Source organism: Pseudomonas sp. Pme6b, assembly GCF_058129925.1.
In genome coordinates this window covers 4,618,632-4,640,256 of the sequence record NZ_CM176704.1, presented here as the reverse complement: position 1 = coordinate 4,640,256, position 21,625 = coordinate 4,618,632, and the positions used below count along the sequence as shown (strand labels likewise).

Annotated in this window: 13 protein-coding genes; 11 read left to right on the top strand and 2 right to left on the bottom strand. The window is 59.1% G+C overall.

Annotated features, from left to right (window positions below; all coding sequences use genetic code 11):
- Positions 1–9 precede the first annotated feature (9 nt).
- Positions 10–2,097, bottom strand: a complete 2,088-nt coding sequence (locus AC4ANE_RS21040) for a hybrid sensor histidine kinase/response regulator (RefSeq protein WP_002554771.1) — start codon at positions 2,095–2,097, stop codon at positions 10–12.
- A gap of 288 nt (positions 2,098–2,385) precedes the next feature.
- On the opposite strand from AC4ANE_RS21040, the gene AC4ANE_RS21035 reads away from it, so the two are divergent.
- Complete coding sequence (locus tag AC4ANE_RS21035; RefSeq protein WP_002554770.1) at positions 2,386–3,132, top strand: tellurite resistance TerB family protein; 747 nt, start codon at positions 2,386–2,388, stop codon at positions 3,130–3,132.
- Between the two features lie 57 nt (positions 3,133–3,189).
- Here the strand turns inward: AC4ANE_RS21035 and AC4ANE_RS21030 are convergent, their stop codons facing one another.
- Positions 3,190–9,159 carry an NEL-type E3 ubiquitin ligase domain-containing protein gene (locus tag AC4ANE_RS21030; RefSeq protein WP_002554769.1) on the bottom strand — a complete coding sequence of 1,990 codons (5,970 nt, stop codon included), beginning with the start codon at positions 9,157–9,159 and terminating at the stop codon, positions 3,190–3,192.
- 290 nt (positions 9,160–9,449) lie between these two features.
- On the opposite strand from AC4ANE_RS21030, the gene AC4ANE_RS21025 reads away from it, so the two are divergent.
- The 10 genes from AC4ANE_RS21025 (at position 9,450) to AC4ANE_RS20980 (ending at position 21,615) form a co-directional block, all read left to right on the top strand.
- Positions 9,450–11,072, top strand: a complete 1,623-nt coding sequence (locus tag AC4ANE_RS21025) for a methyl-accepting chemotaxis protein (protein WP_002554768.1) — start codon at positions 9,450–9,452, stop codon at positions 11,070–11,072.
- Positions 11,073–11,080: 8 nt separating this feature from the next.
- A complete protein-coding gene (locus tag AC4ANE_RS21020; protein WP_002554767.1) occupies positions 11,081–11,617 on the top strand; it encodes a chemotaxis protein CheW in 537 nt (178 codons plus the stop codon).
- Positions 11,614–12,900 (top strand): CheR family methyltransferase, encoded by a 1,287-nt coding sequence (locus AC4ANE_RS21015; RefSeq protein WP_002554766.1) that lies wholly within the window; start codon positions 11,614–11,616, stop codon positions 12,898–12,900. Before AC4ANE_RS21020 ends, AC4ANE_RS21015 begins: the two co-directional genes overlap by 4 nt.
- Complete coding sequence (locus AC4ANE_RS21010) at positions 12,900–13,589, top strand: chemotaxis protein CheW (RefSeq protein ID WP_002554765.1); 690 nt, start codon at positions 12,900–12,902, stop codon at positions 13,587–13,589. Before AC4ANE_RS21015 ends, AC4ANE_RS21010 begins: the two co-directional genes overlap by 1 nt.
- Positions 13,586–15,973: a hybrid sensor histidine kinase/response regulator gene (locus AC4ANE_RS21005; RefSeq protein WP_002554764.1), complete on the top strand. Its 2,388-nt coding sequence runs from the start codon at positions 13,586–13,588 to the stop codon at positions 15,971–15,973. The genes AC4ANE_RS21010 and AC4ANE_RS21005 overlap by 4 nt, the downstream gene beginning before the upstream one ends.
- Positions 15,970–16,980 carry a chemotaxis response regulator protein-glutamate methylesterase gene (locus tag AC4ANE_RS21000; RefSeq protein WP_004666042.1) on the top strand — a complete coding sequence of 337 codons (1,011 nt, stop codon included), beginning with the start codon at positions 15,970–15,972 and terminating at the stop codon, positions 16,978–16,980. Before AC4ANE_RS21005 ends, AC4ANE_RS21000 begins: the two co-directional genes overlap by 4 nt.
- Positions 16,981–17,025: 45 nt before the next feature.
- Positions 17,026–18,030 (top strand): response regulator, encoded by a 1,005-nt coding sequence (locus tag AC4ANE_RS20995; RefSeq protein ID WP_002554762.1) that lies wholly within the window; start codon positions 17,026–17,028, stop codon positions 18,028–18,030.
- A 117-nt stretch (positions 18,031–18,147) separates the two neighbouring features.
- Positions 18,148–19,240, top strand: a protein-coding gene (gene prfB / locus AC4ANE_RS20990; RefSeq protein ID WP_122253179.1) for a peptide chain release factor 2 whose coding sequence is annotated in 2 segments (ribosomal slippage) — positions 18,148–18,219 and positions 18,221–19,240 — 1,092 coding nt in all. Because the reading frame shifts where the segments join, the coding sequence is not laid out codon by codon here.
- Positions 19,241–19,309: 69 nt separating this feature from the next.
- The gene (lysS, locus tag AC4ANE_RS20985) at positions 19,310–20,812 is read left to right on the top strand and encodes a lysine--tRNA ligase (RefSeq protein ID WP_002554760.1); all 1,503 of its coding nucleotides are present in this window, start codon (positions 19,310–19,312) and stop codon (positions 20,810–20,812) included.
- Between the two features lie 77 nt (positions 20,813–20,889).
- A complete protein-coding gene (locus AC4ANE_RS20980; protein ID WP_002554759.1) occupies positions 20,890–21,615 on the top strand; it encodes a TetR/AcrR family transcriptional regulator in 726 nt (241 codons plus the stop codon).
- Positions 21,616–21,625 lie beyond the last annotated feature (10 nt).

Below are 21,625 nucleotides of genomic sequence, written 5' to 3'. Positions count from 1 at the left end.
CGCTCATTTTTATTCGCCTTCCAGCAGTTCGGTGACGCGTCCGATCAGTTCGGCAATGGCAAAAGGCTTGGGCAGTACATGCATGCCAGGTTCAAGCGTATCGTGGGCCAGCGCCGCGTTTTCAGCATAGCCGGTCACAAACAGTATTTTCAGGTCGGGCCGAACATCCCGGGCGGCGTCTGCGACCTGACGACCGTTCATGCCGCCTGGCAGACCGACGTCGGTAATCAACAGGTCGATAGCCGCTTTGGACTGCAGAATGGTCAGAGCATCGGCACCTCGCTCGGCCTGCAAAATGGTATAGCCAAGGTCTTCAAGCAACTCGGCAATCAGCAGGCGCACAGCGGGCTCGTCATCAACGACCAGAATGGTTTCATCGCTGATGCCAGGTGCGGGTACTTGTAAAGGGCTGTCCTCAAGTGCCACCGCTTCAGGCTCACCTTCATGCATCGGCAGCAGGATGCAGACTTTCGAGCCCTCTCCAACGTTTGAGGTGATGTTGACGCCGCCTCCGGACTGCCGTGCAAAGCCGTAAATCATCGACAGCCCCAGGCCCGTCCCCATGCCTAACGGTTTGGTGGTGAAGAACGGATCGAAGGCCCGTGCCATGACATCTTTGTCCATGCCCGTGCCTGTATCGCTGACGCATAACTCCACGTAACGACCTGCGGGCAACTGATACCTCGCCGCTGCGGCTGCATTCAGATGACGGTTGCCGGTCTGAATCAGCAGCTGCCCGCCGTCGGGCATGGCGTCCTTGGCGTTGATACATAAATTGAGCAGCGAGTTTTCCAACTGATGCGGGTCCACCAGGGTCGACCACAGCCCTCGTGAAGCAATGACCTGCATATCGATGGCAGGGCCCACGGTACGCCGGATCAGTTCATCCATGCCCCCCACCAGAAGGTCGATATCCGTCGCCTTGGGGGCCAGTGTCTGACGGCGCGAGAATGCCAGCAGGCGGTGCGTCAGGGAGGCTGCACGTCTTGAGCCCTCCAGTGCTGCATTGATATAGCGATCCAGCTCCGTGAAGCGCTCCTGTCTGATCCTCGACAGGAGCAACTCCATGTTGCCGGTCACGCCCATCAGCAGATTGTTGAAGTCATGTGCCAAACCGCCGGTCAACTGCCCGACCGCTTCCATTTTCTGCGCTTGAATCAGTGCTTCTTCGGCAATACGCAATGCTTCGATGCGATCTTTCTCGTGGGTCAGATGCTTGCCCAGCGCAAAAATGATTCCATTGCCTGGCGCAGCGGTCCAGCCGAACCAGTGATAGGTCCCGTCCACATGCCGGTAGCGATTCTCGAACAGCGGCAAAACATGATTGATGGTGTGTTTCAGGGCATCCTCGGTATTACGCACATCATCGGGATGCAGCAGGCTCATGATCGAGCTGCCCAGCAGCTCTTGTTCAGTGTGGCCCAGCAGTACTGTCCAGGCTGGGTTCACCCGCAGGAAAATGCCGTTGAAATCGAGTATCGCCAGCGGATCCGGGGAAATCTCCCAGAATGTATCCAGCTCCAGGGTCCGCTGTGCCAGCCTGGCGGTCTGCCGCCGTTCCAGATTTACCAGATCCTCGATCAGTTTCAGGCGTTCGCGCTCACTGTCCTGCAACGCTTGCTGACTGAGGACATGCTCGGTGGTTTCGTTGGTGATGCAAAACATGCCAACGATCATCCCTTGCTCGTCGATCACCGGCGAGAAGGAGAATGACCACCATGTCTGCTCGACCTCACCATAGCGCGCCATGCTCAGCGGCATGTCCTTGTAATGGCACGGCTTGCCGGCGTATGCATCGATGACCAGTGGCGCGACCTGATCCCACACATCAGCCCAGAGGTCCGGAATAAGCGCGCCAATGGCGTTATCCTTACGCGGGCCGAGGATGGGGGTATAAGCATCATTATGGAAAAACACCAGCTCCGGTCCCCAGAGCAGATACATCGATTCCGGCGAATTCAGAATCAGATTCAGGGTGTTTTTCAGCGATACCGGCCAATGCTCGATGGGTCCGAGTGGTGTCTGGCTCCAGTCCTTTGATCGGATAATCCCGGCAGCCGTGCCGTTAGCTGTCGGGAAACCAGTGGGCGATATCACTTCAGGCAAGCTCCTGACGGTATGCGTCTTGCGTTCATATGGGTGTACTTAAGGTTGATCGATCTGGACGAGCAGTCTTTTTAACTGCTTTTCGTACCGACTGCTCCACTATTGACCCCTTATCAGAGCCGCGCGTTGCACGTGTTTCGCTGATATCGGGAATGATTGGATGAATGGGGCTGGTCGGGAATCGTAACATCCGGAAGCACACCGGGAATCTTGAGTCAGTGACTTCCTGTCAACTTATTGGTCAATCACTCATGTGACAAACCTTGTAGGAGGCTTTCTGTGAATACGCGTGGCTTACTCGATCAGTTGCTCAAATCCGGACAAAGCATGTTGCAGGACAAGGCTAACGGCAAATCCGGCAAGCAGTCTTCGGGCAGCGATTCATTGATCAATGGTCTGGGCAGCCTGCTCGGCGGCGGTAAAGGCCAAGGGACCTCCCAGAGCGGTCTTGGCGGTCTGCTGTCCGGCGCCGGTGGCGGTGCGCTGGCTGCAGGTGCCATGAGCCTTCTGCGCGGCAAACGGTCGCGCAGTATGGGCGGTAAGGTGCTGACTTACGGAGGCTTGGCGGCATTGGGCGTACTGGCCTATAAGGCCTATAACAACTGGCAGTCCAGTCAGGGCCTCGTTGGTCAGCGTGAGCCGCAAACCATTGATCGCTTGCCCGAGGCTGAAGCCGAGCAGCACAGCCAGGCCATCCTGCGTGCCCTGGTCGCCGCTGCAAAAGCCGATGGTCATGTGGATGAGCGTGAGCGAGAACTGATCGAGGGCGAGTTCAGCAAATTGAACAGCGATCAGGCGCTTCAGCAATGGCTTCAGGCCGAGCTGAACAAACCGCTGGACCCGGCAGAAGTGGCTCGCGCCGCGACCACGCCTGAAATGGCGGCGGAAATGTATATTGCCAGTGTCATGCTGGTGGATGAAGAGCATTTCATGGAGCGCGCCTATCTCGATGAGCTGGCGCGCCAGTTGAAACTGGAGCCCGGTCTCAAGTCCGAACTGGAAGCACAGGTGCGGGGCGCCGAGTAAGCAGCCACGTCCGCTGCCGGGCCGCCTGGCGCACTGTGCGTCAGGCGGCCCATGCCATCAATGATGCTCCAGCCCCTCGGCGTTGGTCAGCTCCCTTATCAGCATTGTTTGCTGTGCCTTGAAGCTGGCTTCGAATTCGCGAATGCGTTTTTCGTATTCCGGATTGTCCAGGCTGATGTTGCGCTGTTCGAATTCGTCGGTGAGTCGGGTCAGGTCAGTCCTGTAAATACGTTCGAGTGCATCGAACCGTCCAGCATAGGTTTCGCGCAGATAGTTGATCCAGTAATCCTGCTGCTCGGCGAAGCGCAGGAATGGTTCGCCTTGTTCTCCGGACTGCACGCGAAGCAGGGCTGTATCGAACTCACCCGGCCTGATGGCGGCGTGGGCCTGATACAACATGCCTTCCGGTGGTACGGGCAGGTCCAGCGCGCTTGCCCAGTGTATGCGATACGCCAGACGGACTTCAGCTTCATCGCGGCTCCCGGTCTGCTCTCGGGCAGCAGCATCCAGTTCGGACAGGCGATAAAGGCGGGTTGTCAGCCTGTACAGCAGTGCACCTCGCTGCTCCGGCACAACATCGTGCAGTGACTGACGAATGAACACCATCACCTCCATCTGGTTGAACTCCAGCAGGATGCCGTCCGGGCAGGTGTTGTTGTCACGGAACAGCCTGAGTGGTTCTTCGGCGATAGCACTCAGGGTCATTCCCAGTTGAGGGTCCTGACTCACCGCGCCGAGTACTCGCCAGACGCGCTCCTGCAGTGCTGCCCGGTTGGCCGTATTGCGATAGTCGGCACTGTGGCGCAGCGAACCGATCAGGTCCAATAGCCTTCGGTTGTGGTCGCTGATCTCCAGTTGCTCCCAGAGCGCACGCCGCGCGGCGATGAGCGGGCTGCTGTCGTCCAGCCAGGGTTCGGCAGTCACTGGCTCTGGAGTCGATGCCCGACTGTCTTCTGACTCGTAGTCTGATATCGATGAGTCCGAATCATGCTGCTCCGTCCAGTCCATCGCTGCGAGTTCGGGTGGCAGGTCCATGTCAAAGGTGAAAGAGCGTCCATAGCTTTCTGAAAAGTGTGCTCGACGCATGCTGTCTTCGGAAAGCGGGTTGTTCAGCAAGCTTATTTCCGTGTGCGCAGATTCGCTGCCGGGATTGGCCAGAATATGCTCCGGCAAGTCAGTAATCAGATTGCCCTCCAGCAGGAGCGTCCCCAGATGTGCTGGAATCATGTCATTCACCCAGGTCGGCCATTCGGTTAATCCGACGTTATTGAGTGATAGCCAGTTGAGCGCGGTATTGCTAAGGGCAGACAGATCGCTGATCGCACCCATCCGGTTGCCATCCAGTTCCAGCCTTGCAAGCGTCGGAATGCGGCTGAAGAAATCGATGTGCTTTTGCTCGATCACCATTCCCTGGTCAATCAGCAATAGCGAACGAAGTGATCGAAGTTCAAGCAGCGCCGGAGGCAGTTGCAGCAGCGGTGCGACATGCCCGTTCATTTCCAGTGAGTTCAGATCAGTCATACGGCGCAGCAACTGGTCCAGATCAGATCCCGTAGCCGTGACTCTGCTCAGGCGCAGATAGCGTATCTGACGATAGAAGAACTCCGGCAGCTGGCGGGGAAAGTCGGCCAGCGAAAGGTTTTCCAGGCGCAGTGGACGGTGGATTTGCCCCAGGCTGAACGCTCGCCAGTGATCAGTCAGTATCCTGCCGATCTCGCGGCGGGCTTCGATGGTCCGTTCACTCGTAATGGCCAGCGAATTTGAGGCGTGTGTCCACTGATCAAGCGCGGCAGATAATTTGGCACCTTCGCGCAATTGCATGTTTATAGCGGCTTGCACAGCCAGCGGCGTGTCCATCAGGAAGCGAAACGAACAGTCGGGTACAGCCTCGTTGATGCGTGCGTGCATCACCGTATGCCTGGACAGGCTGTTGCCGCGCAAATCGATCAGGGTCTGATGCTCGGGGTTGAGGGGATTGTCGAGGATCCAGTCCGGCAGTTCGGTCAGGTTGTTATGAGCCACCGACAGCTCACGAATATTGTTCGGGATTATGTCCGTCAGCCAGGAAGGCCAGCGGTGCATGCCGACTCGCTCCAGTATCAACCGGTCAAGATGCAGCCAGCCAAGGTCCATCGGCAGCAAGCTGACCAGCCGGTTGCCGCTGAGGTTCAGCGACCTGAGATCAGGCATATCGCGCAAGTGGTCCATCTGCGCCTGATCCAGAAAAATGCTCTGGTTTATCAGTCCCAGTTCAGTAAGTTGCGGCAGCACACTGGACACTTGCTGGGGCAGGTTGAGGAAGGCCGATAGCTGCGGATCCGCACCGGCGCCGGGTTCGCCGACCAGAATGAGTGAGCGCGTGTGGGGGAAGCGTTGCAGAAAGTGTCCAAGTTCGAAGCTGTTGGTCAACTGTCTGGGTAGATCCGTGGCTACCGGTGTTGAAAGCTCTGCGCCCGGGCGAACTCGGGGTTCGATCGAGATATTCTCCAGATAGAGTCCGCTCACCCGCGCGTATACAAAATCTGGTAGGTGTCGTGGGAAGTCAGTCAGGGATACCTGCTGCAGATACAGTGGCTCAAGCGTTCGTCCGATTTCAGGCAGGTTATTGATGCGCCAGTGGTTCCAGATCGCCTCGCTGATACGCGCCCGGCTATCGATATGCGCCTGACTCATGGGGGGCATTGCCACGACTTCAAAGGTCCAGGCGTCAAGACTTTCCCGCAGCATGATTTGCTCGCCCAGCAGGCTGTTGAGTCGTTCATCGATAGCCCGATTATCCCTGCCTGTGTGGCGCAGGCGGCTGAGAATGTCTTCGGGGAACGCGTCTTCCAGTTCCAGCAAACGGATCTTGTCCAGCAGACTTTCATCGGTCATATGCCAGTCGGTTCTGCCATTACCGCTCAAGGGATAACCAAGGCGGCCATCGGCCAGACGCATGGGGGACTTGGAGCCGGGTTTGAGCGCCTGCATGTTCAGCAGTGGCGCGAGAGTCTGGCGAGGCAGAGGGTTTTTCTGAATCAGAGCCTCCAGCGCCTGCCCCTGGCCGGTATGGGCAAAACCCAATTGGCTGCGCTCGGCATCGGGCAGGGCGTGAAGTACGGATGAATACAGATCGTCCAGCCCGTGCAGGTGCTGATCGTCAGCGTCACGGGTCTCATAACGATTGCCATCTTTGAACAGCACCTTGCGAACGGGAGCCTCCTGAGCCCCGATACTGTAGAGCAGTTGGCCGCCAAAGAAGCGATTGTGCACCTCCAACCTGACCTGAGAAGGCCATTGCGCAAGGGCTTCAAGGCTGTGCAGGGCAAGGCAATCGGTATCTGCGCTGGATACCGAGGTCAGGTAAAGGCCCTCATAGGCTCGTGCCAGCCGTACTTGCTGCAAATAGGCACTGGCTTCTTCGGCCATGCGTAAGGGTACGCGGCGCTCTGTAGTGAGTTGTAGCCGCTCGGCTGGCGAGGCGTGGCTGGCCAATTCCTCGACAACCAGCGGCGGCAGGCCGGCAAACGCCTGCTGGAGGGTTTGCGCGCCGTCCGTATCAGCGACTTTCAGGGCGCGGTAACGTGATTCGAACAACCAGGCTCTGGTTGTCCGGGCACGCGCCACCAATTGTGCGCGTAAAGCGATCAGCCGCGGTGCGATGCCCGGCTGACCCGCACCGAACTCTTCGTTGAGCAGAGTCCGGATTTCGATGTTGTTCAGTTTTTCCAGGACCTGGCGCAGGGCATCTGGCTGATCGGCACGAATATGCATGTCGAGGGGGGCAGCAGCGCCAGACTGCTGCGCCGCAACGAACCGATGGAGCGTGTTGCCTTGGGCATCCACCAGCACCAGAGCGCGATTGTTCGGCCAGCCAGGGTCATGGCTCAGCAGTTCAAGTTGGAGGGGCGCTGCTGCGTCTGCATCGTTGGCTTCCATCTGCTCTATGAAACGATCAATTTCCTGATCCAGCCTGAAACGGCGCGCTGTGTCTTCGAGCAAGGCCGGTGGGCGGAGCTGATCAGCCAGTGCCTGGCGCATCACGGATTCAGGCGTATTGCTGACCTTCAGGATGCGTCTGGCTGCGCTGTCGGAAAACGCTTCGCTGGAATACCCCAACCGTCGGAACAGCGACAGGCCTTCCATCTCCAGCGGGCGATCAAGTTCATGCAGCCATGCTCCCGCGCCGTTGTGGCGCAGGGCGGGTTGATAGCCGTGCGGGTTGGCTGGGTGCTCTATCAGATAACCATCGCCGGTCGGGGCAGGGCTCACCGAATAGGTGCGTCCTTCAAGTGGCAGCCACTGCTTGCCTTGCCATGTATACAGGCCTGTGGCGTTGGGCAGCAGACCCTTTGGCAGCACGATGTCATGGCTAAAGGGTGTCAGGTCCGGTTTCCAGAGACGAGTCATTCCACTCGGTAATTCCACGGGTTTGAGGCCGTTTACGAACTCGGGCACCTGTATCGCAGGTATGCCTGCTGAGCCCGTCGCCGCAGCGCCAAGGGCCGACATCAGGGCAATATTCTCCACCACGTCGAACAGGTAGGTGAGCGCCTGCTGTTTTTCGTCCTTGGCCCAGCTTTCTATGCCCTCATAGACTTCATGGGCCAACTGAATGGCTGTGACGGCCATCATCACTTCGCCCAGTACCGGAACGACAAAAGCGGCGATGTTCAAGACGTCGAAGGCTTTGTCCTTAAAGTACTGCACACGCTCGTCGACAGTTTTCTGGTCCTGCGCCGCCGTTGGCACGCCATGAAACAGCGCATTTTCCTTCAACGCTGCACGTTTGCGATCGTACAGGGCCTCCGGCAAGGGGCCTTGCAGAGGAGTCTCTCTCAGGTCCAGCCGGGCGTTTCGGTCCGCTTCACGTTCCAGCCACTGGCGCTCGAAGAACCCCCCTTTCTTGACTTTGGGGTGCAGACGCTCGGACAGCTTTTCAAACAAGGCACTTCGATGGCGCGCCGGTATGAAACGCATGAAAAAATTCAGATATCCATCGATGAACATCCGGTCGCGCAACGAGTTTATAAACGCCTCGACCGAGTCGTATTCCTTCAATGGCGCAACCGGATCGTCTGGAATGTAGACGACAATTTTTTCTGCCTGAGTTGCCATGTCGCGGTCTTTGCCAATAACGAACGGGCCGTCAAGTTCGACATCCCCCAGGCACAGCACGCTGCAGTTGACCGGCCTGTTATCAAGTCGGACGTTTTGCTTGCTGTCGAGAATATCCAGTAACGCGCCCTGCAATGGCGGGCTGACAAGTTCCTGCAGGGAGGCAATCTGCAGTTGAAGCCGGATGGACGATGACTGAAGTTTCAGGAAGTCCTTGCGCAGCCTGGATGCCGCAGCGTCCGCCGTTTCTTCGGGTGTCGAAGGTGCATTGAAGACGGACTCCAGGTGGGTCTGGTATTTACCGCCCAGGTCCAGCTCGCGGCACATCGCTGCGAACCCGGTCGCAGATATCGGCAAGGACTGGCCGGCGATCTGTTGACCGATGATTTCAAAGGCGGAAAACACCTGAGCCTCTATGCCCGAGTCCGAATCCATCGCGCCAGGCGCGGTTTCCCACTTTTCGAAATTCTGCAGCGCAGCCTTGAGCAGGCTCTGACAGGCGGCCCTCAAGGCAATGTTGGCTTGAGTGATGGGGTCTCGGGATGCCGCCTGGAACGACTGGTCGACCCTGGCCCGGCTGGCGTGAAACAGCCAGGTCCGGGCGACGTCGACGTCCAGACCGAAGCGGTCCTTGATCGCCGCCGTCAGAAGAGGGGTCGCGAAGTCTTCCAGTGTCGAGAGGCGATCAAGCGTCGGACGAACCTTTTGTTCATTCTGGCGATGCTCGGCATAGAGCTGCTGAAGTTTATCGACTTGCTCCGGGCTGGACGTGCGCGCGCTCGTCAGCCATTGCAAGGGGCGTCCGGAGGTTTTGCGCAGAGTTGCATGGGTTGACGGTTCTGCGTCAAGCAGCCATCGGGGTGATTTATCTTTTATAAGTTGCACATGCGGGGCGGCAGGTGCCTTGCCCGGCGAAGTTTGGTCCAGCATTGAAGTGCCTTGTCGTGAGTGAGCAGGCGACAAAGCTTACGTTTGAGGTCAGGCCGGCAAGTGCTAACTATTTATCGGCTGCACAGGTTCCTGACGTGTTGTGTTCAAGTAGTGGTGGCAAGTGCCGACAAGAAGGCAGGAAAGCGGGTTAATGAGCAGGTGCCATGATTTGGTTTTTCATTCCCCGTGTACCGGTTGACGGCTGGGCTATACTCACGCCGCTTGGACCGCTCGTCGGTCCGCTTCTTGAACACGGCCCGATGCCGTCGTTGAACTCTTGAGGGCTGACTGTGAAGAACTGGACCTTGCGCCAACGGATTCTGGCGAGTTTCGCCGTCATCATCGCAATCATGCTGTTGATGGTCGTTGTATCTTATTCACGACTGTTGTCCATCGAGTCCAGCGAGGAAGATGTCCGTCTTGATGCGTTACCCGGTGTCTACTACAGCACGCTGGTGCGCAGCGCATGGGGCGAAAGTTACATCCGCACCCTGGAGCTGATTGCCGAAGGGCAGGGGCGTGCGCTGACCAAGCAGGAAAAGGACCAGTTTCAGGGGTTTGACGAAAACCTGCAGGCACAGATGAACGGCTACAAGAAGTCCATCTTCGATGATGCAGACAGAGACAGCTTCGCGCTTTTCGAAAAGCGCCGCGAAACCTATTCGCGCATGCTCGCCGATGTTCACGGCAAGTACGATAGCGGCGACTACGCAGGCGCGCGCGCCGAATTCTATGGCGAAGTGAACCCGGTCTGGCTCACGGGCCGCAAGCAGCTCAATGATCTCATCGTGGCCAATAAACAGCTGGCTGATCAGGCCACCGCCAACATTGTCAACGCCGTGCTGGCTGCCAAGATCAGCATGATCCTGTCGCTGCTGGTGGCAGTGCTGGCGGCTGCGGCCTGCGGGCTGCTGCTGATGCGTTCGATCATGGCACCGATGCAACTGATCGTGCGGATTCTGGACATCATGCGTACCGGAGATCTGAGCACCCGCCTGAACCTGTCCCGCAAGGACGAGTTCAATGCGGTCGAAACCGGCTTCAACGACATGATGACCGAGCTGACTGCGCTGGTTGCGCAGGCCCAGCGTTCTTCGGTGCAGGTAACGACTTCTGTCACTGAAATCGCTGCGACTTCCCGCCAGCAGCAGGCCACCGCTACCGAGACCGCGGCAACCACCACCGAGATCGGCGCGACCTCGCGGGAAATTGCTGCCACCTCGCGCGACCTGGTGCGAACCATGACCGAAGTCACCTCCGCAGCAGACCAGGCGTCGATTCTCGCCGGTTCCGGCCAGCAGGGGCTGGCACGCATGGAAGACACCATGCATCAGGTGATGGGCGCTGCCAATCTGGTCAACGCCAAACTGGCGATCCTCAACGAGAAGGCCGGCAACATCAATCAGGTCGTCGTTACCATCGTCAAGGTGGCCGACCAGACCAACCTGCTGTCGCTTAACGCGGCCATCGAGGCCGAGAAGGCGGGTGAGTACGGCCGTGGTTTCGCGGTGGTCGCCACCGAAGTGCGGCGCCTCGCCGACCAGACCGCTGTCGCCACCTATGACATTGAACAAATGGTGCAGGAAATCCAGTCGGCGGTTTCCGCAGGCGTTATGGGCATGGACAAGTTTTCCGAAGAAGTGCGCCGTGGCATGTTCGAGGTCACTCAGGTCGGCGAGCAGTTGTCGCAGATCATTCAGCAGGTACAGGCGTTGGCGCCCCGTGTGCTGATGGTCAATGAAGGTATGCAGGCTCAGGCTACCGGTGCCGAACAGATCAATCAGGCGCTGGTGCAACTGGCGGATGCCAGCAGCCAGACTGTCGAATCTCTGCGTCAAGCCAGTTTCGCCATCGACGAGTTGAGTCAGGTCGCGGTCGGGCTGCGCGGTGGCGTTTCGCGATTCAAGGTCTGAACACTCCAATGACGGATCAATCGCCGAGGCGCAACGGCACGCCACTGACCACCAGCAAACTCTTTCTGCTGTTTTGCATCGGCGAAGACCGCTATGCACTGGACGCGACAGAGATTGCCGAGATCCTGCCTCGCGTGAAACTCAAGGCAATTGCCCAGGCTCCGCACTGGGTGGCGGGGATCTTTGCCCATCGCGGCGAGATCGTGCCGGTGATTGACATCAGTGCACTGAACTCCGGTCAGCCAGCGCGCTTGCGCACCAGCACCCGCATGGTTCTGGTGCATTATCGGCACGACGACGCGCACCCGGCGCAATTACTCGGGCTGATTCTGGAGCAGGCCACCGAAACGCTGCGTTGCCCGGTGTCACAGTTCAAGGCGTACGGGCTGGACAATCGCCTGTCACCTTACCTGGGGCCGGTTCGGGAGGATGAGCAGGGGCTGCTGCAATGGATTCACGTTCAGGAACTGTTGAGCGAGCCGGTTCGCGAGTTGTTGTACCCGGTGCCGCCAATCGACCTCGAACTGCTTGAGGACGCGCCATGAAGGTCGACGATTCACGCTTCTTCAGCTTCCTCAAGGAGCGTATCGGGCTGGATGTGACCTCGGTCGGCGAGGCGATCATCGAGCGTGCCTTGCGTCAGCGTGCGACGGCCGCCCATTGCCCCGACAGTGATGCGTACTGGCACCTTCTGGTGTCGTCGCCTCAAGAACAGCAGGCGCTGATCGAGGCGGTGATCGTTCCTGAAACCTGGTTTTTTCGCTACCCGGAATCGTTCGTCACACTGGGCATGCTGGCCCGTGAACGTATAGCGAGCCTTGCCGGTGTGCGCCCGTTGCGTATTCTCAGCCTGCCGTGCTCGACCGGCGAGGAACCCTATTCGATTGCCATGGCGTTATTCGATGCGGGAGTCGATGCCAGGCAGTTCAAGGTCGATGCCATTGATATCAGCCCTTTTTCGATTGCCAAGGCCGAGCACGGCATCTATGGCAAGAACTCGTTCCGGGGCAGCGACACCGGTTTTCGCGAGCGGTATTTCAACCCGGTCGCTGACGGGTTTGAAATCGCCGACAGTGTGCGCGCCTGTGTGAGTTTTCAGGCTGGCAACCTGCTCGATCCGAAACTGGCTTCGCAGGTCGCCTATGACATCGTTTTCTGCCGCAATCTGGTGATCTATTTTGATCGGCAGACCCAGCAACATGTGTTCAAGGTCCTCAAGCAACTGACCCGGGAAGACGGCCTGCTGTTCATCGGGCCGGCGGAGGGCAACCTGCTGGCAGGTATTGGCATGCGCTCGATCGGTATTGCGCAATCATTTGCCTTCCGGCATGCGCCAATCGAACCGACAGCTCCGGCTCCGGCTTGGAGCCCGGCTCCGGTAACCGCCCCGGTTGCACCGCGCCCGGCCCCCGATGCACCTGCCAGAGCGCCTGCGCCACGACCTGTCGCACGAACGTCCGCAGCGTTTGCGCCCATCGTCAAGCCGGTTGCTGTCACTGGCAATAGCGAGGTTTCGGCGCTGCTCGACAGGATTGCCGGCCTGGCCAACGAAGGCAAAAGTGCCGAGGCGCAGGCTGCCTGCGAGCGCTATCTGCAACAGCATGAGCCGGTTGCACAGGTGTTTTACTGGCTGGGCCTGCTCAGCGAAGTAGAAGGCAGCGTGGCGCAGGCTCAGGGTTTCTATCGCAAGGCGTTGTACCTGCAACCGCAGCACTCCGAATCGCTGGCCCAACTGGCTGCGTTGCTGGCCGCCCAGGGCGACAGTGCCGGGGCCCGGCGCTTGCAGGACCGTGCTGCACGTGGCGCGAATAAACAAGGAAACCATTGATGACGGGTGTGTCCGGTTTTTCCAGTCTTACCCATGACCAAGCCCTGGATATCGATGACTGCTGGAACCGTATCGGTATTCACGGTGATCGTTCCTGCCCGTTGCTTGAAGAGCACATACACTGTCGCAACTGCGCGGTTTATTCTGCGGCGGCCACTCGTCTGCTGGACCGCTACGCACTGGCCCAGGAATCGCATGAGCAGTTTCAGGGCTCTGTATTGCTACGCGACATACAGACCCGCTCCATCCTGGTATTTCGTCTTGGCGAAGAGTGGCTGGGGCTGGCTTCCCGCTGCCTCTCGGAGGTCGCCCCCAGCCAGACCATCCATTCGCTGCCGCACCAGCGCTCGCGTGCGATGCTGGGTGTCGCCAACGTACGAGGTGCTCTGGTAGCGTGCATATCGCTGGTCGAGCTGCTAGGGCTGGACAGCAATGCAGCGAGTGACCAGTCGGCGCGGGTGGTTCCGCGCATGTTGATCGTTGCTGCTGAAGGCGGCCCGGTCGTGGTACCGGTGGACGAGGTAGACGGCATTCACGCCATTGACGAGCGTGAGCTGGAAGCCGCTTCTGCGTCCGGTACTCATGCCAACGCCCGTTTTACTCGCGGCGTTCTGCAATGGAAAGGCCGAAGCCTGCGTTGGCTGGACGAAGAAGAGTTGTTGTCGGCGGTGCACCGGAGCCTTACATGACGCCAGATCAAATGCGTGACGCCTCACTGTTTGAACTGTTCACGCTGGAAGCCGATGCGCAGACCCAGGTATTGAGTGCGGGCCTGCTGGCGCTTGAGCGTAACCCGACCCAGGCGGATCAGCTGGAAGCCTGCATGCGGGCGGCACATTCGCTCAAGGGCGCGGCGCGCATTGTCGGCGTCGATTTCGGTGTGAGCGTTGCGCATGTGATGGAAGACTGTCTGGTCAGCGCGCAAGAAGGCCGTCTATTGCTGCAGGCCGAGCACATTGATGCGCTGCTGTCCGGCACTGACCTGTTGATGCGTATCGCTACGCCAGGCGGTAATAGCGTCGGTCAGCCCGATATCGACAGTTATGTTGAAAGGCTCAACGCGCTGCTGGCCTCCGGTGCTGGCGCAGCGCGCACGGTCAATACGCCGCTGCCTGACCCGGCCTCGGACGCATTGCTGGCCAGCGCGATGCAGCAGCTTGAGTCTTCAGCCCAAGGGGCTGAGCCAGTAATCAACCCTGTCCCTGATCCACTGACAGCAGAGCCGCGTCCGCCATCCAGGTCCGCCGCCAAGCCGGCTCCGGCTCCGGCTCCGGAACCGGAAGCACCTTTTACCCCCTTGCGTGAACGTCGAGTGGCCGAGGGCGGCGAGCGTGTTTTGCGGGTCACTGCCGAGCGTTTGAACGGGCTATTGGACATGTCCAGCAAATCGCTGGTCGAGACCCAGCGACTCAAGCCGCTGTTGGCCGGTATGCAGCGCCTCAAACGCTTGCAAAGCAGCAGCGACCGCGCGCTTGAAGTGCTGGGTGCGAGCTTTGGCGAAGAAGGCCCCCCGGCTGATGTGCAAAAAGCCCTGGAAGATGCACGTAACCTGCTGTCCCAGGCGCAACAGGTGCTGGTCCAGCAAACCGCAGAGCTGGATGAGTTTGGCTGGCAGTCGGCGCAGCGCGCGCAGCTGCTGTATGACACCGCACTGGCCTGCCGCATGCGGCCCTTCGCCGATGTGCTGAACGGTCAGGCGCGCATGGTCCGCGATTTGGGGCGTGAGTTGGGTAAACAGGTACGTCTGCAGATTGAAGGGGAGAAGACCCAGGTCGACCGCGATGTACTGGAAAAGCTTGATGCGCCGCTGACCCATCTGTTGCGCAACGCGGTGGACCACGGCATCGAGTCGCCCGAAAAACGCGCGGCGTCGGGCAAGGACCCTGAAGGTCTGATTCGTCTGCAGGCATCGCATCAGGCTGGTTTGCTGGTCGTTGAGTTGAGTGACGACGGTGGCGGCGTAGACCTGGAGCGTTTGCGCCAGAGCATTGTTGAACGCAAGCTTTCGCCAGCAGAAACCGCCGCGCAGTTGAGCGAGGAGGAACTGCTGAGTTTTCTGTTTCTGCCGGGTTTCAGCATGCGCGACAAGGTCACGCAAATTTCCGGTCGTGGTGTCGGGCTTGATGCTGTGCAGCATATGGTTCGCCAGATGCACGGCAGTGTCGAGCTGCAGCAGTGGACGGGCGAGGGCAGTCGTTTCAGGATTGAAATGCCGCTGACGCTTTCAGTAGTGCGTAGCCTGGTGGTGGAAGTGGGCGGAGAAGCCTATGCCTTCCCTCTGGCCCATATCGAGCGCATGCGCGACTTGCAGCCGGATGATATTTTGCAACTGGAAGGGCGTCAGCACTTCTGGGATGAAGAGCGCCATGTCGGTCTGGTCTCGGCCAGTCAGTTATTGAATCGGCCGCCCGCCCAGAATGCCGGCGAAGCGCTCAAGGTTGTGGTTATTCGCGAGCGTGATGCAGTTTATGGCGTAGCCGTCGAACGCTTCATCGGTGAGCGTACGCTGGTGGTGATGCCGCTCGATGCGCGGCTGGGCAAGGTTCAGGACGTTTCGGCGGGGGCCTTGCTCGATGACGGTTCGGTGGTGTTGATCGTTGATGTAGAAGACATGCTGCGCTCGGTGGAAAAACTCCTGAATACCGGACGCCTGGAGCGTATTGACCGGCGCAACCGTCAGGTCGACCATGTATCGCGTAAACGGGTTCTCGTGGTCGATGACTCTTTGACTGTTCGCGAGCTGGAACGCAAGCTGCTGGTCGGTCGCGGTTACGAAGTATCGGTTGCCGTGGACGGGATGGACGGCTGGAATGCCCTGCGTGCCGGGGACTTCGATCTGCTCATCACCGACATCGACATGCCGCGCATGGACGGTATAGAACTGGTGACGTTGCTGCGCCGTGATACCCGTTTGCAGTCATTGCCGGTCATGGTTGTTTCCTACAAGGATCGTGAAGAAGACCGACGCCGCGGCCTGGACGCCGGAGCGGATTACTACCTGGCCAAAGCCAGTTTCCACGATGATGCCTTGCTCGACGCTGTTGTCGAATTGATAGGAGACGCGCAAGGATGAAGATTGCCATCGTCAACGACATGCCCATGGCCATCGAAGCCCTGCGTCGCGCGCTGGCCTTCGAGCCCGCGCACCAGATCATATGGGTGGCGTCCAATGGTGCCGATGCCGTGCAGCGCTGCGTCGAGCAGACCCCGGACCTGATCCTGATGGACCTGATCATGCCGGTGATGGATGGCGTAGAGGCCACCCGTCGGATCATGGCCGAAACACCCTGCGCTATTGTCATCGTGACCGTCGACCGCGAGCAGAACATGCGTCGCGTATTCGAAGCGATGGGGCATGGTGCGCTGGATGTGGTGGATACGCCTGCCATCGGCGGTCCTAACCCCAAAGAGGCGGCAGCACCCCTGCTGCGCAAGATACTCAATATCGACTGGCTGATCGGTCAGCGTGTCGGCCGCGAGCATGTGGTGGCTGCGCCGAGATCGGAGCCGGCGAGGCGCGACAGGCTCGTTGCCATCGGCTCCTCGGCGGGCGGCCCCGCGGCGCTGGAGATCCTCCTGAAGGGGCTTCCGGTGAGCTTTCCGGCAGCGATCGTCCTTGTGCAGCATGTTGATCAGGTGTTCGCGGCCGGTATGGCGGAGTGGTTGAGTTCCGCTTCCGGCCTGCCCGTGCGGTTGGCAAAGGAAGGCGAAACGCCGCAGCCAGGGGTGGTGCTGCTGGCCGGAACCAATCATCATATTCGTTTGCTCAAGGACGGTACGCTGGCGTATACCGCAGAGCCAGTGAATGAAGTCTACAGGCCCTCGATCGATGTGTTTTTCGAGAGCGTAACCCGTTATTGGAGTGGTGAGGCAGTCGGCGTTCTACTGACCGGCATGGGGCGCGATGGTGCGCAGGGACTCAAGGCAATGCGGGAGCGAGGTTTTCTGACCATCGCCCAGGATCAGGCAAGTTCTGCTGTGTATGGCATGCCCAAAGCGGCTGCAGCCATTGATGCTGCTGTTGAGATACGTCCGCTGCCCGCCATTGCCCCTCGCTTGGTCGAGGTATTTACTCAATGACTGCTCAGGTGCATTCACCTGTGGTCGGCGATCAGGAGAAACACTATGCATGACCTGCAGACGGATGAGATCAAGACCCCGGATGAGAACACCGCCATGGTGCTTCTGGTTGATGATCAGGCCATGATTGGCGAGGCTGTCCGGCGTGGGCTGGCTGGCCACGAATCGATCGACTTCCACTTTTGCGCCGACCCGCATCAGGCAATTGCCCAGGCCGTGCAGATTAAACCGACCGTGATTCTTCAGGATCTGGTCATGCCGGGCCTCGACGGTCTGACGCTGGTTCGCGAGTACCGCAGCAACCCGTTGACCCGCGATATCCCGATCATCGTGTTGTCCACCAAGGAAGACCCGCTGATCAAGAGCGCCGCGTTCTCGGCCGGGGCCAACGATTATCTGGTCAAACTGCCGGACAACATCGAACTGGTGGCGCGCATTCGCTACCACTCGCGCTCCTATATGACACTGTTGCAGCGTGACGAAGCCTATCGTGCCCTGCGGGTCAGCCAGCAACAGTTGCTTGACACCAACCTGGTGCTGCAACGCCTTATGAACTCCGATGGCCTGACGGGGCTGTCCAATCGCCGCCATTTCGATGAGTACCTCGAGCTGGAGTGGCGGCGTGCCATTCGCGATCAGGCGCAGTTGTCGCTGCTGATGATCGATGTCGACTACTTCAAGGCTTACAACGACAACTTCGGGCACCTGGAGGGCGACGAGGCCCTGCGTCAGGTGGCGAAAGCCATCCGCAACAGTTGCAGTCGCCCGTCCGACTTGCCCGCGCGCTACGGCGGCGAGGAGTTTGCCATGGTCCTGCCCAATACCTCTCCGGGCGGGGCGCGTCTGCTGGCTGAAAAACTGCGCCAGAGCGTGTCAGGCATGAATATCCCGCATATCGCTCCAACGCCGGGTTCCAGCCTTACCGTAAGTATTGGCGTCGCTACCGTGACGCCGCAGGTCGGGATGCACAGCCGTCAGCTGATTCTGGATGCCGACAAGGGGCTTTATCTGGCCAAGAACAACGGACGCAATCAGGTTGCGGCAGGCTGACGCCGCCAGTGGCCGGTAAAATAGGCCTCACAACGCCTGCTCGACGGGCTGCTTTCGTGGTCTTGCCTGGGGTATACTCGTCGGCTTTGAAAATTTCGCCTGCGAGTGCTGCCTACCATGGAAATCAACCCGATCCTAAACAGCATCAAGGATTTGTCCGAGCGCTCCGAAACCATTCGGGGGTATCTTTGACTACGATCACAAACATGATCGTCTGACCGAAGTCAACCGCGAGCTCGAAGATCCAAACGTCTGGAACAACCCGACCTACGCCCAGGAACTGGGGCGTGAGCGCTCCCTGCTGGCGCAGATCGTAGAAACCCTGGACGAAATGTCCTCGGGTCTGGCCGATGCCAAAGACCTGTTGCTGATGTCTGCCGAAGAAGACCAGGCCGCCGTCGATGACGTCGCCGCCGAAGTCGAGCGCCTGCGCGAATCGCTGGAAAAGCTCGAATTCCGTCGCATGTTCAGTGGCGAGATGGACCCCAACAACGCCTACCTGGATATCCAGGCCGGTTCCGGCGGCACCGAAGCGCAGGACTGGGCCAACATTCTGCTGCGCATGTACCTGCGTTGGGCTGACAAGCGCGGTTTCGACGCCACCATCATGGAGCTGTCTGCCGGTGAAGTCGCTGGTATCAAGGGCGCTACCGTGCACATCAAGGGTGAATACGCCTTTGGCTGGCTGCGTACCGAGATCGGCGTTCACCGTCTGGTGCGCAAGAGCCCGTTCGACTCCGGCAACCGTCGCCACACCTCGTTCTCGGCCGTGTTCGTTTCGCCGGAAATCGATGACAACATCGAAATCGACATCAACCCGTCGGACCTGCGCATCGATACCTACCGCTCCTCCGGGGCCGGTGGTCAGCACGTAAACACCACAGACTCGGCGGTTCGTATCACCCACGTTCCGACCAACACCGTGGTCAGTTGCCAGAACGAACGTTCCCAGCATGCGAACAAGGACACCGCCATGAAAATGCTGCGGGCCCGTTTGTATGAGCAGGAAGTGCAGAAGCGCAATGCAGCGTCCCAGGCGCTCGAAGACACCAAGTCCGATATCGGTTGGGGTCATCAGATTCGTTCCTATGTGCTGGACGCCTCGCGTATCAAGGACCTGCGGACCAACATCGAACGCAGCGACTGCGACAAGGTGCTTGATGGCGATATCGACGAATACCTGATCGCGAGCCTCAAGCAAGGGCTGTAAACCGTCAGCCGACACCTCAAGTCCCTCGTCGCAAGACGAGGGCGAACCTGTGATGGAATATTTAAAGACATGAGCGACCAACAACTCGACCCGCAAGCCCTGCAACAGGAAGAAAACACCCTGATCGCCCTGCGCAAGGAAAAGCTTGCTGCAGGCCGTGCCAAGGGTCAGGCCTTCCCCAACGACTTCCGCCGCGACAGCTACTGCAACGACTTGCAGAAACAGTACGTCGACAAGACCAAGGAAGAACTGGCAGAGGCAGCGATTCCGGTCAAGGTCGCCGGTCGCATCATGCTCAACCGTGGCTCTTTCATGGTGATCCAGGACATGACCGGGCGTATCCAGGTCTATGTCAACCGCAAGACCCTGCCTGAAGAAACCCTGGCCGAGGTGAAAACCTGGGACCTGGGCGACATCATTGCTGCCGAAGGCACCCTGGCACGCTCCGGCAAGGGCGACCTGTACGTCGAGATGACCACCGTTCGCCTGCTGACCAAGTCGCTGCGTCCGCTGCCCGACAAGCACAATGGCCTGACCGACACCGAGCAGCGCTATCGCCAGCGTTACGTCGACCTGATCGTCAACGAAGACGTGCGCGAAACCTTCCGTGTGCGCTCGCAGGTTATCGCTCACATTCGCAGCTTCCTGATGAAGCGCGACTTCCTTGAAGTCGAAACGCCGATGCTGCAGACCATTCCCGGCGGTGCGGCAGCCAAGCCGTTCGAAACCCATCACAACGCGCTGGACATGGAAATGTTCCTGCGCATTGCGCCGGAGTTGTACCTCAAGCGTCTGGTGGTCGGTGGTTTCGAGAAAGTCTTCGAGATCAACCGCAACTTCCGTAACGAGGGCGTTTCGACCCGGCACAACCCCGAGTTCACCATGCTCGAGTTCTACCAGGCCTACGCCGATTACGAAGACAACATGGACCTGACCGAGGAGCTGTTCCGCGAACTGGCTCAACTGGTTCTGGGCACCACCGACGTGCCTTACGGCGACAAGGTGTTCCACTTCGGCGAACCGTTCGTGCGCCTGTCGGTGTTCGACTCGATCCTCAAGTACAACCCGGATCTGACCGCTGCCGATCTGCAGGACGTCGACAAGGCTCGTGCCATTGCCAAAAAGGCCGGTGCCAAGGTGTTCGGCTTCGAAGGCCTGGGCAAATTGCAGGTGATGATTTTCGAAGAGCTGGTCGAGCACAAGCTGGAACAGCCGCACTTCATTACTCAGTACCCGTTCGAAGTGTCTCCGCTGGCGCGTCGCAATGACGAAAACCCGAGCGTAACCGACCGTTTCGAGTTGTTCATCGGCGGCCGTGAAATCGCCAACGCCTATTCCGAGCTCAACGACGCCGAAGATCAGGCCGAACGTTTCCAGGCTCAGGTAGCCGACAAGGATGCCGGTGACGACGAAGCCATGCACTACGACGCCGACTTCGTCCGCGCGCTGGAGTACGGCATGCCGCCGACGGCAGGCGAGGGGATCGGTATCGACCGGTTGGTGATGCTGCTCACCGACTCGCCATCGATCCGCGACGTCATTCTGTTCCCGCACATGCGCCCGCAAGCGTAATCAATGAAAAAACAGCCGCCTTCAATGGGCGGCTTTTTTTTAGGTGTTTTTCAGGACGATTCAAAAAGGAAGCTGTCGTGACGATTGCCAGAGAAGGGGCCGCCGGAGTAGCGAGCGCGGTGGCCAAAAGTGTCAAGTTTCAAGGCCGCAAGGCGGCCCGCGAAGGCAGTGAACAACGCAGACAGGTCATTCTCGATGCGGCCATGCGCATCGTGGTGCGCGACGGCGTGCGCGCTGTACGTCATCGCGCAGTGGCCGCTGAGGCCAGCGTACCGCTGTCGGCAACCACCTATTACTTCAAGGACATCAATGACCTGCTCACCGATGCCTTTGCCCAGTATGTACAGCGCAGTGCCGATTACCTGGCGCGGCTTTGGCAGAACACTGAAGGTATTCTGCGTGAGATGATGAGCCGCAGTTCGGGCAGCCCGACCGACCGTTTTCGGCTGGCTGACGATATTGCGCGTATGGTGATGGAGCATATCCGGCATCAATTGCTGACCCGGCGCGACTACCTGATTGCCGAACAGGCGTTCTACCACGAAGCGCTGATCAACCCGCGTCTGACCCCGCTGGTGATGGCCCATCAGGAAATTCTGCTGCAGGGCAGTTGTCAGTTCTTTCAGGTGATTGGTTCGTTGCAGCCGTATCAGGACGCTCAGGTATTGACGGGGCTAATCCGGCGCATTGAGTATCAAGGCCTGCTGCATGGCCCACAGCGTCAGGCGGACGAAGAAATGCTCTGTATTCTGACCCGGCAGATGCGTCTGGTTTTGGGAACGCCGCAGCCGGTTCGAGGGTGACTATACTTCG